Annotated in this window: 12 protein-coding genes; 8 read left to right on the top strand and 4 right to left on the bottom strand. The window is 65.3% G+C overall.

Features of this window, described 5'->3' with window-relative positions; translation table 11 throughout:
- Positions 1–28 precede the first annotated feature (28 nt).
- The 3 genes from EKG36_RS14075 to EKG36_RS14065 all read left to right on the top strand — a co-directional run bounded on the left by EKG36_RS14075 (position 29) and on the right by EKG36_RS14065 (position 2,400).
- Entirely contained in the window at positions 29–256 is a 228-nt protein-coding gene (locus tag EKG36_RS14075) for a hypothetical protein (protein WP_126485177.1), read from the top strand.
- Positions 249–1,820 (top strand): phospholipase D family protein, encoded by a 1,572-nt coding sequence (locus EKG36_RS14070; protein WP_126485175.1) that lies wholly within the window; start codon positions 249–251, stop codon positions 1,818–1,820. The genes EKG36_RS14075 and EKG36_RS14070 overlap by 8 nt, the downstream gene beginning before the upstream one ends.
- 127 nt (positions 1,821–1,947) lie before the next feature.
- Entirely contained in the window at positions 1,948–2,400 is a 453-nt protein-coding gene (locus tag EKG36_RS14065) for a universal stress protein (RefSeq protein WP_126485173.1), read from the top strand.
- Between the two features lie 262 nt (positions 2,401–2,662).
- Here the strand turns inward: EKG36_RS14065 and EKG36_RS14060 are convergent, their stop codons facing one another.
- Entirely contained in the window at positions 2,663–4,153 is a 1,491-nt protein-coding gene (locus EKG36_RS14060; protein ID WP_126485171.1) for a CoA-acylating methylmalonate-semialdehyde dehydrogenase, read from the bottom strand.
- Between the two features lie 58 nt (positions 4,154–4,211).
- The gene (gene aptA / locus EKG36_RS14055; RefSeq protein ID WP_126485169.1) at positions 4,212–5,555 is read right to left on the bottom strand and encodes an omega-aminotransferase AptA; all 1,344 of its coding nucleotides are present in this window, start codon (positions 5,553–5,555) and stop codon (positions 4,212–4,214) included.
- Between the two features lie 169 nt (positions 5,556–5,724).
- Here aptA and EKG36_RS14050 point away from each other — a divergent pair, with 169 nt between their 5' ends.
- The gene (locus EKG36_RS14050; protein ID WP_126485167.1) at positions 5,725–6,645 is read left to right on the top strand and encodes a LysR family transcriptional regulator; all 921 of its coding nucleotides are present in this window, start codon (positions 5,725–5,727) and stop codon (positions 6,643–6,645) included.
- A gap of 6 nt (positions 6,646–6,651) precedes the next feature.
- Here EKG36_RS14050 and EKG36_RS14045 read toward each other — a convergent pair whose 3' ends face one another.
- Positions 6,652–6,924 (bottom strand): hypothetical protein, encoded by a 273-nt coding sequence (locus EKG36_RS14045; RefSeq protein ID WP_126485165.1) that lies wholly within the window; start codon positions 6,922–6,924, stop codon positions 6,652–6,654.
- Between the two features lie 185 nt (positions 6,925–7,109).
- On the opposite strand from EKG36_RS14045, the gene EKG36_RS14040 reads away from it, so the two are divergent.
- From EKG36_RS14040 to EKG36_RS14025, 4 genes are all read left to right on the top strand, one after another.
- Positions 7,110–7,982, top strand: coding sequence for a nitrilase-related carbon-nitrogen hydrolase (locus tag EKG36_RS14040; protein ID WP_126485163.1), 873 nt, complete (start codon positions 7,110–7,112; stop codon positions 7,980–7,982).
- A gap of 93 nt (positions 7,983–8,075) precedes the next feature.
- Positions 8,076–9,587 (top strand): NCS1 family nucleobase:cation symporter-1, encoded by a 1,512-nt coding sequence (locus EKG36_RS14035; protein WP_126485160.1) that lies wholly within the window; start codon positions 8,076–8,078, stop codon positions 9,585–9,587.
- 35 nt (positions 9,588–9,622) lie between these two features.
- Positions 9,623–11,062: a dihydropyrimidinase gene (hydA, locus tag EKG36_RS14030; RefSeq protein ID WP_126485158.1), complete on the top strand. Its 1,440-nt coding sequence runs from the start codon at positions 9,623–9,625 to the stop codon at positions 11,060–11,062.
- Positions 11,063–11,308: 246 nt separating this feature from the next.
- Complete coding sequence (locus EKG36_RS14025) at positions 11,309–11,965, top strand: TetR family transcriptional regulator C-terminal domain-containing protein (protein WP_126485156.1); 657 nt, start codon at positions 11,309–11,311, stop codon at positions 11,963–11,965.
- Between the two features lie 105 nt (positions 11,966–12,070).
- Here the strand turns inward: EKG36_RS14025 and EKG36_RS14020 are convergent, their stop codons facing one another.
- Complete coding sequence (locus EKG36_RS14020) at positions 12,071–12,823, bottom strand: outer membrane protein OmpK (RefSeq protein ID WP_126485154.1); 753 nt, start codon at positions 12,821–12,823, stop codon at positions 12,071–12,073.
- Between the last annotated feature and the right edge of the window lie 29 nt (positions 12,824–12,852).

Below are 12,852 nucleotides of genomic sequence, written 5' to 3'. Positions count from 1 at the left end.
GCGGGGCTGTCATCCAGCGGGAGCATTCATGGCAAGACCGGCCTTCGATACCCTGCGGGCCCTGGCCATCGCCAGCCAGGCCCTGGGCTTTATCCTCATCATCACCCTGGAAACCGTCATGGGCGATGCTGCCCGGCCCTGGCAGGGCTGGACCCTGGCCGCCATGGTGGTGGTCGCCCTGTGGATCGCGCTGGTGCGACTGTACCGGCGCAACAAGGCGCGCAAGGCCTGGGCGCGCCAGCGGGCCGATGACTAGCATCGCCTGGCGGGGGGCATGGGCGCTGGCCGCGTGGCTGGTGCTGGGCCTGCTGGCGGGCTGTGCCGGCCAGCCCGTGCCCCGGGAGCACGGGCTGGCGCTGCGCGATGCGGAGATTCGCAGCACCTGGCTGGGCCAGTGGTCCCGCCAGGCCGCCGCCGACCATGCCGGCCTGAGCGGCTTTGCCCTGCTGGCCAAGGGCGAGGAAGCCTTCGCCCTGCGCGCCAACCTGGCCGAGCAGGCCAGCAAGCGCCTGGACGTCCAGACCTACCTGCTGGGGGAGGGGCAGACGGTCCAGGTCCTGCTGCATCGCATGATCGGCGCCGCCCAGCGTGGCGTCGAGGTGCGCCTGCTGCTCGACGACCTCACGGCGTCGGGGCAGGGCGACCAGCTGGCGGCCCTGGACAGCCATCCCAACATTCAGGTCCGGGTCTTCAACCCCTGGCCCCTGGGGCGCGAGCACCTGGTCAGCCGGGTGTTGCTGTCGTTGCCCGCCCTGGCCCGCCAGCACCGGCGCATGCACAACAAGACCTGGATCGTCGACAACGCCGTGGCCATCACCGGCGGGCGCAACCTCGGCGACGAGTACTTCAATGCCAGCGAGCCCCGCAACTTCGCCGATGTCGACCTGCTGGCGGTGGGCGGCGTGGTCGATGCCCTCTCGCTGAGCTTCGACCTCTACTGGAACCACTTCCTCAGCCAGCCCCTCGCCCGCTACCACACCGCCGCGCCCGAGGCCTGGCGCGACCTGGCCGCGACGCTGGCGCGCCAGCTGGCCGAACAGCGCGACAGCGACTCGCCCTACTTCGTCGCCCTGCGGGCCCGCTACGGGGCGGCCGCCGAGGACAAGCTGTTCAGCGAGCTGCACTGGGCCCCGGGCCAGGCCCTGTGGGACCCGCCGGGCAAGGTCGCCGGCCGCGAGCGCTCGCCGCTCAAGCGGACCCTGTTCGGGGCCCTGCTCGACCAGCTTCCGGAGCTGGAGTCGCGGCTGGTGATCGTCTCGGCCTACTTCGTTCCCGCCGAGCGAGGGACGGCCCTGCTGACGCGACTGGCCGAGTCGGGTATCCGCGTCGAGGTGATCACCAACTCCCTGGAGGCCACCGACCTGTCCCTGGTCCATGGCGCCTATGCCGGGCGCCGCCGTGCACTGCTGGAGAGCGGCGTGCGGCTTCACGAGCTGCGCGGCCGCCAGCAGCGTGGCGAGGAGGCCGAGATCGGCATCCCCGGCACCTCGATCTCCTCGCTGCACAGCAAGGCCGTGAGTTTCGACGACGACCTGGTGTTCATCGGTTCCTTCAACGCCGACCCGCGCTCGGTCATCTGGAATACCGAGGTCGGGGTGCTGGTCGAGAGCGAGCCCCTGGTGGCCGAGTTCCTCGAGTTCGCCGAGGCGGGCATGACCCCCTCGCTGAGCTACCTGCCCGGCCTCGACGGCGAGGGGCGTTTGTACTGGCTCACCGAGCTCGACGAGCGGCTGGTGCGCCTCGACCGGGAGCCGGGCTCCCTGAAGCAGCGGCTGGGCTCCTGGTTCAGTCGCCTGCTGGGCCTCGAGATCTGGCTCTAGCCCCTACCGGCTTGACCCCGGTCAAGCCGACGCCGGGCCGCGTTGTGGGCGAGGCGGAAGCGACTAGGCTTATATAAGCAAGGCCCATGTTGGGCCCCTTCCCATCGCATCCTGCCAGGGGGTGATCATGTACAAGTCGATCCTCGCGCCCGTCGACGGTTCCGAGCATTCCGCCAAGGCGCTGGGCGTCGCGGCCCAGCTGGCGCGGGCCTCGTCCGCGTCCCTCACCCTGATGACCGTGGCCGACTATCCGCCGGGCAACATGGGGCTGTTCACCGGAGGCACCCCCGAGCCCTTCACCGCGGAGGACTGGGGCAAGGTGGCCGACTCCCTCAAGCAGGACGCCGAGGCGGCCCTGAGGAAGGTCCGCGACAGCGTCGACCTGCAGGGCATCGAGGTCGAGGAGGTGATCCGCCAGGGCATGCCGGCCGAGGGCATCCTCAAGGAGGCCAAGCAGCGTGGCGTCGATGCCATCGTCATGGGCAGCCGCGGGGTCAGCGACATGCACGGCATGATCTTCGGCAGTACCTCCCACAAGGTCAGCCATGTCGCCGACTGCACGGTCATCACCGTGGCCTGACACCCGGGCACGTCGATGACGCCCGGCTGACCGCCGCGCGTCCGTTCCGTGACATTTCCTCCTAAGTCACTGATTCTCGGTGGCCCGCGTTGACCGGCCGGGTCTCGCGCAGGATGGGCAGGAGCTGGCGGCCTGGCGGGACGTCCGGCAGCACTATGGCTAGTCGCCAGGCCCCGCGAGGCCAGGGGCAACGAAAACGGCCGAACCCGGCAAACGGGTTCGGCCGTGTTGTCGGCAGGGCGTCACTGCCGGTTATGGAGCATCAGGAGGGGAAGGAGAACTGCGCGCCCTCGCGGATCCCGGCCGACGGCCAGCGCTGGGTGACGGTCTTGCGCTTGGTGTAGAAGCGCACGGCATCCGGGCCGTAGGCGGACAGGTCGCCGAACAGCGAGCGCTTCCAGCCGCCGAAGCTGTGGTAGGACACCGGCACCGGCAGCGGCACGTTGACCCCGACCATGCCCACCTGGATGCGGTCGCAGAAGTAGCGGGCCGCCTCGCCGTCACGGGTGTAGATGCAGGTGCCGTTGCCGTACTCGTGATCGTCGATCAGCCGCATGGCCTCCTCCATGGAGCCGGCGCGGACCACCAGCAGCACCGGGCCGAAGATCTCCTCGAGGTAGCAGGTCATGTCGGGGGTCACGCGGTCGATCAGCGTGCCGCCGACATAGAAGCCGTTTTCAAAGCCCGGCACCTGCACACCACGGCCGTCGACCACGATCTCGGCGCCCTGGGCCTCGGCGCTGTCGATATAGCCGCAGACCTTCTCCTGGTGCGCCTTGGTGATCACCGGGCCGAAGTCGTTCTCGGCGTCGAAGTGGGGACCGACCTTCAGGGTTGCCATCTGCGCCTGCATCTTGTCGACCAGGGCGTCGGCCGCCGCATCGCCCACGGCCACCGCCACGGACAGCGCCATGCAGCGCTCGCCCGACGAGCCGAAGGCGGCCCCGGTCAGGGAGCTGACCACGTTGTCCATGTCGGCATCCGGCATGACGATGGCATGGTTCTTGGCGCCGCCCAGCGCCTGGCAGCGCTTGCCGTTGGCGCTGGCGCGGCTGTAGATATACTCGGCGATCGGCGTGGACCCGACGAAGCTCACGGCCTTCACGCGGTCGTCGTCGAGCAGGGTGTCGACGGCTTCCTTGTCACCGTTGACCACGTTCAGCACGCCGGCGGGCAGGCCCGCCTCCTGGGCGAGCTCGGCGATGAAAAGCGCCGAGCTGGGGTCGCGCTCGGAGGGCTTGAGGACGAAGGTGTTGCCGCAGGCGATCGCCATGGGGTACATCCACAGCGGCACCATGGCCGGGAAGTTGAACGGCGTGATGCCGGCGACCACCCCCAGCGGCTGGAGCTCGCTCCAGGAATCGATGCCGGGGCCGGTGTTCTTGCTGTGCTCGCCCTTGAGCAGCTCCGGTGCGCCGCAGGCATATTCGACGTTCTCGATGCCACGCGAAAGCTCGCCCTTGGCATCGTGGACGATCTTGCCGTGTTCCTGGCCGACCAGCCCGCAGATCTCGTCGGCATGCTGCTCCAGCAGCGCCTTGAAGCGGTACATCACCCGGGCTCGCTTGGCGGGCGGGGTGTCGCGCCAGGCCGGGTAGGCGGCCTCGGCGGCGGCGATGGCCGCCTCGACGGTGGCCTTGCCGGCCAGGCTCACCTGGCCGGCGACCTCGCCGGTGGAGGGGTTGAAGATGTCCTGGGTGCGCACGGCGTCGTCGACTCGAGTGCCGTTGATCAGATTGCCAAGCGTGGTCATGGGGTACCTCTTCGTAAAGGGTGGTGGGTCTAGATGTGTCAATGCCGTTTCTGCGGGTTCAGTCCAGCTCGCCGATAGCCTCGCCCAGGGCGTTGATGAGTCGGTCGATCTCGTCGCGCTCGACGATAAAGGGCAGGCCGAGCTGGATGGTGTCGCCGCCATAGCGCACGTAGAACCCCTTGTCCCAGCACTTCATCGCGATCTCGAAGGGCCGGCGAGCCGGCTCGCCGGGGTAGGGCTCGACCTGCAGGGCGCCGGCGAGGCCGTAGTTACGGATATCGCTGACATGGCGGCTGCCCTTCAGGCCGTGCAGGGCGTCCTCGAAGAGCGGCGCCATCTCCCGCACGCGGTCGATCAGGCGGTCCTGCTCGAGCACGTCCAGGGCGGCCAGGGCCGCGGCACAGGCCACCGGATGCCCCGAGTAGGTGTAGCCGTGGGGCAGCTCCATCATGTAGTCGGGACCGCCCTGCTCCATGAAGGTGTGATAGATCTCCCCCTGCACGATGACACCGCCCATGGGCACGGCGCCGTTGGTCAGCTGCTTGGCGACGTTCATGATGTCCGGGACCACGCCGAACTCCTCGGCACCGGTCATCGCGCCCATGCGGCCGAAGCCGGTGATGACCTCGTCGAAGATCAGCAGGATGTCGTGGGCATCGCAGATCTCGCGCAGGCGCTTGAGGTAGCCCCGGGGCGGCGGGATCACCCCGGCCGAGCCGGCCATGGGCTCGACGATCACCGCGGCGATGTTGGAGGCATCGTGCAGGGCGATCAGCTCCAGCAGCTCGTCGGCGCGCTCGGCCCCGCGCTCGGGCATGCCACGCGTGAAGGCGTTTTCCTTGAGCAGGGTATGCGGCAGGTGGTCGGCGTCGACCCCCTGGCCGAACAGGGCGCGGTTGGCGCCGATGCCGCCCAGGCTGAAGCCGCCGAAGTTGACGCCGTGATAGCCCTTGGAGCGGCCGATCAGCTTGGTCTTGGTAGGCTTGCCCTTCTTGCGCCAGTAGGCGCGGGCGATCTTCAGCGAGGTGTCGGCGCTCTCGGAGCCGGAGCCGGTGAAGAACACGTGATCGAGCCCCTGCGGGGTCAGCTCACGAATCCGGTGGGCCAGCTCGAAGGCCTTGGGGTGGCCGTACTGGAAGGCCGGGGCATAGTCCAGCTGGCGCAGCTGCTGGTGGACCGCCTCGGCGATCTCCGGGCGGCAGTGGCCGGCACCGCAGGTCCACAGGCCCGAAAGGCCATCGTAGATCCGGCGACCGTCGGCCGCGGTGTAGTAGCTGCCCTCGGCGCCGACGATGATCCGCGGGTCGCGCTTGAACTGGCGGTTGCCGGAGTAGGGCATCCAATAGGCATCCAGCTGCTCGGCGGTCAGGCCCGCGGTCTGTTGGGGAGAACGATCTGACATGGCAGTACCCTCTGTGCTCATCGTCTTGTTGGAGGTTGTGCAGAGAAGCGTGGTTCAGGGCGGCGATAAGTTAAATCTAGACTTGTTGAATTTCATGTAAGTACTGGATTAACTTTCTGGTTCGTCCCGCCGAGCCGGCGGGAGACACTTCAACGCGAGGGGAGAGGCCATGACACGCCGCAAGGAGGCCCTGACGGGACAGCTCAGCGATGCGGACCTGCGGCTGCTGCGCATCTATCGCAAGGTCGTGGAGTGCGGTGGCTTCTCCGCCGCCGAAGTGGAGCTGAACATCAGCCGCGCGGCCATCAGCATGGCGATGAGCGACCTGGAGACGCGTCTGTCCCTGCGCCTGTGCCAACGGGGCCGCAGCGGGTTCGCCCTGACCGACGAGGGCGCCGAGGTCTTTGAAGCCACCCTGCAGTTGCTGGCGGCGACGGAGGGGTTCCGTACCCGCGTCAACAGCCTTCACGCCTGGCTCAAGGGCGAGCTGAACATCGGCATCACCGACAACCTGGTGACCATGCCGCAGATGCACATCACCGATGCGCTCAGCGCGCTGAAGGAGCGCGGTCCCGACGTGCGCATCAACATTCGCATGATCCCGCCCCACGATATCGAGCTCGGCGTGCTCGACGGCCGCCTGCACACCGGGGTCGTACCCGCGATCAAGACCCTGCCCGGGCTTAACTACCTCTCGCTCTACGAGGAGACGTCGCAGCTCTACTGCGCTTGCGGGCACCCACTGTTCGATGCCGAGACCGTGACCGATGGGCAGTTGGCGAGCAGCGATGCCGTGACGCCGGCCTATGCCCAGAGCCCGGAGATCAAGGCGCTGCATGAACCCCTCAAGGCCACCGCCTCGGCCACGGACCGGGAAGGCATCGCCTTCCTGATCCTCTCCGGTCGCTATATCGGCTACCTGCCGACCCATTTCGCCGAGCGCTGGGTGCGTGACGACCGGCTGCGCGCCCTGAACCCGGACACCTGCCGCTACGTCACCCGCTACAGCGCCATCACCCGCAAGGGGGCCCCGCCCAACCTGGTCCTGGAAAGCTATCTCGAGGAGCTGGGCCAGCTGGTGGAGGGTTGAACTCCCTCATCTTCCCATCACCGGCTTGCCGGCAACCCTCGCCGAACCGCGCCCGGCACCGCCCGGATCATGCCCTGCCTTGGTGCGCGTAGCCTGGCGGTATTGCCAGCGTGGCGCATGGGCAGTGCGTTTTACCTTATGGAAAAATTTATCCTTGACCATCCGAAAATCGCCTTTTACCTTTACCAAAAGGTCAAAAACAGGTAGCGGTTCGATACTTCTGATTTTGATCAAGTAATTGACTGTATTTTCTGTTTTTTTGCAGTTTTTATTTGGCATGGGTGGTCGGGGTGCGCGGGGTGTATCGCTCGGTCGTAGCCTGATTTTCCGTCTCCCGACAGCATTCACTTATTCCTGGTGATGTCCGGAAAGATAGGTGTATTTGCTAATAAAGCCGTTGGCCATTCAGAAGAGAGCGGCCAGGATCGAGAAGCCTAATCCCACAACAACAAGAGGGATATGCGATGAGAAAGTTGAAGTGCGGCCTGATCCAGATGGGCCTCAAGGGCGACGCCTCGATGCCCCCGGAGCGGATCCGGGAACAGATGCTCGAGGCCCACCTGCCCTTGATCGATGAGGCAGGAAAGCAGGGTGTACAGGTGCTCTGCTTTCAGGAAGTCTTCACCCAACCCTATTTCTGCCCCAGCCAGGACAGGAAATGGTACGACGCCGCGGAGCGAATTCCCGACGGTCCCACCACCAAGCTGATGCAGGAATACGCCAGAAAGCATCGGATGGTGATCGTGGTGCCGATCTATGAGGAGGACATCACCGGTGTCTACTACAACACCGCAGCCGTCATCGATGCCGATGGCACCTACCTGGGCAAGTATCGCAAGAATCATATCCCCGACACGGCCCCCGGCTTCTGGGAGAAGCTGTACTTCAAGCCGGGAAACAGCGGCTATCCAGTCTTCGATACGGCCTACTGCAAGCTGGGGGTCTATATCTGCTATGACCGTCACTTCCCGGAGGGGTGGCGGGCGCTTGCTCTGAACGGCGCCGAATATATCGTCAATCCTTCCGCCACGGTGGCTGGCAAGAGTCGCTACCTCTGGGAGCTGGAACAGCCCGCCTCGGCGGCCGCCAATGGTGTCTTCATCGGGGCCATCAACCGCGTCGGCCGCGAGGCCCCCTGGGATGAGCAGATGGGCGAGTTCTACGGTTCCAGCTATATCGTCAATCCGCTGGGCAAGATCGAGGCCCAGGCCAGCGAGGACCAGGATGAACTCCTGGTTCATGAGATCGACCTGGACCTGATCCGTGAAGTGAGAAACGGCTGGCAGTTCTTCCGTGACCGCCGCCCCGAATCCTACGACGAGCTGATCGAGCAATAGTCGCCGGATGGCCCACGAGGCCCGGTGAGCTCGCATGAAATCCGTACCTGGACTGCTCCAGGAATACAACAATAACTCTCTGGGTAATACACAATGAATCATACAAGCGATGACGCGGTAATCGGCGCAGGAGCCGATCGCCGAGGCGAGTACTGTCCGGATCTATGGAATGCCGACCTGGCTCCTGTGGACAGGGCACAGCGGACCTGGAACTGGCAGAACATCGCCGGCCTCTGGGTCGCCATGGTGGTGTGCGTGCCGGCCTACATGCTGGCGGCGAGTCTCGTGCCCGAGGGGATGTCGTGGTGGCAAGCGGTCCTGACCGTCTTTCTCGGCAACTTGATCGTGCTGGCCCCCATGCTGCTGATCGGGCATGCCGGCACCAAGCACGGCATTCCTTTCCCGGTGCTGTTGCGCGCCTCCTTCGGCACCTCCGGGGCGAAGCTCGCGGCCATGATGCGGGGGGTCGTGGGCTGTGGCTGGTTCGGCATCCAGACCTGGGTCGGCGGCTCGGCCATCTATGTCATTCTCAATATCCTGACCGACCATGCGCTGGTCGGTGAGCCGATTCCCGGGCTGGGCATCGATATGGCCCAGTTCCTGTCCTTCCTCGCCTGCTGGGCCATGCATGTCTATTTCATTGCCAACGGCACAGAATCGATCCGGGCCCTAGAGACCTATGCCGCGCCTTTCCTGATCGCCATGTCAATCGGCCTGCTGGTCTGGGCCGTGGTGAAGGCCGGGGGGCTAGGGCCCATGCTGTCCACGCCGTCCCAGTTCGTCGAGGGCGGGGCCCGGGAAGGGGAGTTCTGGCAGGTGTTCTGGCCGGGCCTGACCGCCATGGTGGGCTTCTGGGCCACCCTGGCACTCAACATCCCCGATTTCACCCGCTTCGCCAAGAACCAGAAGCATCAATTCATCGGCCAGGCAGTGGGCCTGCCGATCCCCATGGCGCTGCTGGCCTTCATCGCCGTGGCCGTGGCCTCGGCCACCGTGGTGATCTATGGCGAGGCGCTGTGGGATCCGGTCGCCATCACCGAACGCATGGGCGGCCTGGCGGTCATCATCGCGCTGGTTGCCCTGCTGATCGCCACGGTGACGACCAACCTCGCAGCCAATGTGGTGGCGCCGGCCAACGGCTTCTCCAATCTCAGCCCGCGCAAGATCTCCTTCAAGATGGGCGGCTATATCACTGCCGGGCTGGGGATCGCCATCATGCCTTGGAAGCTGCTGGAGTCGACCGGCGCCTACATCTTTACCTGGCTGATCGGTTACTCCGCGCTGCTCGGCCCGCTGGCCGGCATCATGCTGGCGGATTACCTGCTGCTGCGGAAGACCGAGCTGTCGGCCGACGACCTGTTCAAGAATGACGGCTGCTACAGCTACCGGAATGGCTGGAACCCGAATGCCTTCTTGGCCTTCGGCATTGCCGTGCTGCCCAACCTGCCGGGTTTCCTGTCCGCCGCCGGCCTGATCGATAGCGTGCCGAGCCTGTTCTCCGCGCTCTACAACTATGCCTGGTTCGTCGGGGTTGCCGTCGGCGCCGCCGTCTACCTGACGCTCATGCGACTGAGTCGCCCCGCCGTGGCCAGCGCCACGCCGTGACCCTCACCTCGCCGTCGAATAACAAGGAGAGCCATATGTCCGTTCTGATCAAGGGTGGCACTGTCGTCACCGCCGACCTCAGCTTCCGCGCCGACGTCTATTGCGAAGATGGCCGGATCGCCGCCATCGGCGAGGATCTCGCGGTGCCGGCCACGGCCGAGGTGATCGACGCCGCCGGGCAGTACGTGATGCCGGGCGGTATCGATCCCCACACCCATATGCAGTTCCCCTTCATGGGAACCGTGGCCAGCGACGACTTCTATACCGGCACCGCCGCTGCCCTGGCTGGCGGCACCACCAGCATCATCGACTTCGTCATCCCCAAGCCGGGACAGCGGCTGATGGAGGCCTATGAGCAGTGGCGAGAGTGGGCGGAGAAAGCCGCCGCCGACTATACCTTCCACGTGGCCATCACCTGGTGGGACGACTCGGTCCGCGAGGACATGGGAACCCTGGTGCGTGACCACGGGGTCAATAGTTTCAAGCACTTCATGGCCTACAAGAATGCCATCATGGCCGATGACGAGACGCTGGTGAAAAGCTTCCGGCGGTCGGTGGAACTCGGCGCGATGCCCACCGTGCATGCCGAGAACGGTGAGCTTGTCTACCAGCTGCAGCAGGAGATGCTGGATAAGGGCATCACCGGCCCGGAAGCCCATCCCCTGTCACGTCCACCGCTGGTCGAGGGCGAGGCGGCGAACCGCGCGATCCAGGTTGCCCGCGCCATGAACGTGCCGATCTACCTGGTCCATGTTTCCTGCAAGGAATCCCTGGATGCCATCACCCGGGCGAGAACCTCCGGCCAGCGGGTCTATGGCGAGGTACTAGCGGGTCACCTGACCATCGATGACAGTGTCTATCGCAGCAAGGATTTCGACTTCGCCGCCGCGCACGTCATGAGTCCTCCCTTTCGTCCCAAGGCGCACCAGGAGGCCCTCTGGCACGGGCTGCAGGGCGGTAACCTGCAGACCACGGCCACCGACCATTGCTGCTTCTGCACCGACCAGAAGGCGGCCGGTCGCGACGACTTCACCAAGATTCCCAACGGCACGGCCGGCGTCGAGGACCGCCTGGCGATCCTCTGGGACGAAGGCGTCAACAAGGGGCGCCTGACTCCCAATGAGTTCGTGGCCGTCACCTCGACGAATACCGCCAAGCTGTTCAACCTCTACCCGCGCAAGGGCAGCATCTCGGTGGGCGCGGATGCCGATATCGTGGTCTGGGACCCGCAAGGATCCCGCATCATCTCCGCCGCGACTCATCACATGAACGTGGACTTCAACATCTTCGAGGGCCGTACCGTGACCGGCATTCCCTCCCATACGCTCAGCCGTGGCCGGATCGTCTGGTGCAACGGCGAGCTGAGGGCCGAGCGGGGGGCCGGGCGCTACCTGCACCGTCCGCCATTTGCCCCGGTGTTCGAGGCCATGGCCAAGCAGGGTGCCCTCCAGGAGCCCCAGCCGGTCGAACGCTGATCGTCCCCCTTCTGGCGGGGGAGAGTCCCCGCCAGTTTTTTCCCTTCCTGTCCTTCCTGCCGATCCGATGGCCCCCTGCGGTCGCCCGTCACGATGCTCCTTCTCCCTATGTGCGCTCACTTGAGGGCCGAGGGGGTATGGTAGAATTGGCCCAAAAAACGCGGCAGCAGCCCCGAGGCTGGGGCATGCTCAAGGGCTGGGTACGTCTTGCCCGTGAAACTGCACCAAAAGGGAGCTGGATACCGGATGAGCGAACATCAGCACAGGGCGAAACCCAGGAAGCCCTCGCCCGCTCGCGCGGCGCAGGAGGCGAAGATACTGGCCGCGGCGGAGGAAGCCTTCGCCCATCTTGGCTACAACGGGGTGTCCCTCGAGGCGATCGCCGAGCGGGCCGGCCTCTCGAAGCAGAACATGCTCTACTACTTTCCTTCCAAGGAGAGCCTCTATCACCAGGTGATCCGCAATATCCTGGACCTGTGGATCGAGAAGATGGCCCTGCTCGAGCAGGAGGGCGACAGTCCCCGGGACATGCTCGAGAACTATATCCGCGGCAAGCTGGAGATTTCCCGTACCCGGCCCAACGGTTCCAAGGTGTTCGCCAACGAGATCATCAGCGGCGCGCCTCACCTGCAGGAATACATGCGCAACAACCTGCTGCCGCAGCTCGATTCGGATATCGCGCTGGTGAAAAGCTGGATCGCCGACGGGCTGATGGACCCGGTCGACCCCGAGCACCTGTTCTTCACCATCTGGGCATCCACGCAGACCTATGCCGACTTCTCCACGCAGATCGGGATGGCACTGGGCAAGGAAACCCTGGACGAGGGGGACTTCCAGCGGGCCGGTGACTTCCTGGTGCACGTGATTCTCAAGGGCACCGGCCTGGTCGAGGCGACACCATGATCGGACCGATGGCTTCGGGCGGTCCGCCTTGATGGCATGAGGCGGTGACAGACGAAAAGGCGGTGTCCCGGGGAACACCGCCTTTCTCGAGTGGGTTGCTGTCGCTCAGAAGTGGAACTTGACGAGGGCGCTGACCGAACTCTCGGTGTCCATGACCTCATCGCTCAAGCCATACTTGTTGCGCCAGTAGGCATATTCGATGCCGGCATAGAGCACTCCGGGATGGCCACTGAAGTGGCCCACATCCAGCTTCAGCTGCGGCGTGAAGTTGAGTTCCGCCGCGTGATCCGATTCACCGGTCGAGTAGTCCAGAAAGCCATCGATCAGAAAGCGAGCCGGCCCGATCTCGAAGGGTGAGCCCCATGTCAGCGTCAGCTGCAGATCATCCGAGACCTCGCTGTTGTTGACATAGTAGAAGGCGGTGTTGACGTACTGGAAGCCGGGCACGTCCCACGCCAGGCTGACGCCGGTGAGGTAGTTGTTGAGGTCGGTCTCACCGCCGAACTCGTAGGTGGCCGCCAACGACAGGTCGCGAATCGGCCCCGTGCCCAGGTCGAGCCCGCTCAGCCAGGTCAGGCTGAGCGTGGGAGAGAACTCGCCGTAGACATCGTCCTGTCCCCTGGCACGGCCGTGGCCCTGATTGACGTCGACGAAGAAGAAGCTGCCGCCCCAGTCGTGGGCCGTCACATTCTCGAAGGTGAAGAACGTCTGTTCCTGCTGCTCCTGGCCGAAGGCCTGGTACTGGTCGCTGTGCAACAGCGAGAGGCTCGAGTCGGAGAAGAGTTTTTCCGCCTGGGCCGAGGAGATACCGACCAACGACAGGCAGGCGATGGCGATAGCGCGCTTGCAGTGCGTCATGATGCGTCTCTTGTGGTTATTGTCGTGAA

The organism is Halomonas nitroreducens (assembly GCF_003966155.1).
GTDB classification, from domain to species: domain Bacteria; phylum Pseudomonadota; class Gammaproteobacteria; order Pseudomonadales; family Halomonadaceae; genus Halomonas; species Halomonas nitroreducens.
Note: the sequence above shows the minus strand (reverse complement) of the source record. Positions and strands in the feature narration are given on the sequence as shown.

Coding starts and splice junctions, on each gene's coding strand:
- aptA (WP_126485169.1), bottom strand. CDS start 5,555: ATGTCAGATCGTTCTCCCCAACAGACCGCGGGCCTGACCGCCGAGCAG.
- EKG36_RS14020 (WP_126485154.1), bottom strand. CDS start 12,823: ATGACGCACTGCAAGCGCGCTATCGCCATCGCCTGCCTGTCGTTGGTC.
- EKG36_RS14040 (WP_126485163.1), top strand. CDS start 7,110: ATGAGAAAGTTGAAGTGCGGCCTGATCCAGATGGGCCTCAAGGGCGAC.
- EKG36_RS14050 (WP_126485167.1), top strand. CDS start 5,725: ATGACACGCCGCAAGGAGGCCCTGACGGGACAGCTCAGCGATGCGGAC.
- EKG36_RS14075 (WP_126485177.1), top strand. CDS start 29: ATGGCAAGACCGGCCTTCGATACCCTGCGGGCCCTGGCCATCGCCAGC.
- EKG36_RS14025 (WP_126485156.1), top strand. CDS start 11,309: ATGAGCGAACATCAGCACAGGGCGAAACCCAGGAAGCCCTCGCCCGCT.
- EKG36_RS14065 (WP_126485173.1), top strand. CDS start 1,948: ATGTACAAGTCGATCCTCGCGCCCGTCGACGGTTCCGAGCATTCCGCC.
- EKG36_RS14060 (WP_126485171.1), bottom strand. CDS start 4,153: ATGACCACGCTTGGCAATCTGATCAACGGCACTCGAGTCGACGACGCC.
- hydA (WP_126485158.1), top strand. CDS start 9,623: ATGTCCGTTCTGATCAAGGGTGGCACTGTCGTCACCGCCGACCTCAGC.
- EKG36_RS14070 (WP_126485175.1), top strand. CDS start 249: ATGACTAGCATCGCCTGGCGGGGGGCATGGGCGCTGGCCGCGTGGCTG.
- EKG36_RS14035 (WP_126485160.1), top strand. CDS start 8,076: ATGAATCATACAAGCGATGACGCGGTAATCGGCGCAGGAGCCGATCGC.
- EKG36_RS14045 (WP_126485165.1), bottom strand. CDS start 6,924: ATGCCAAATAAAAACTGCAAAAAAACAGAAAATACAGTCAATTACTTG.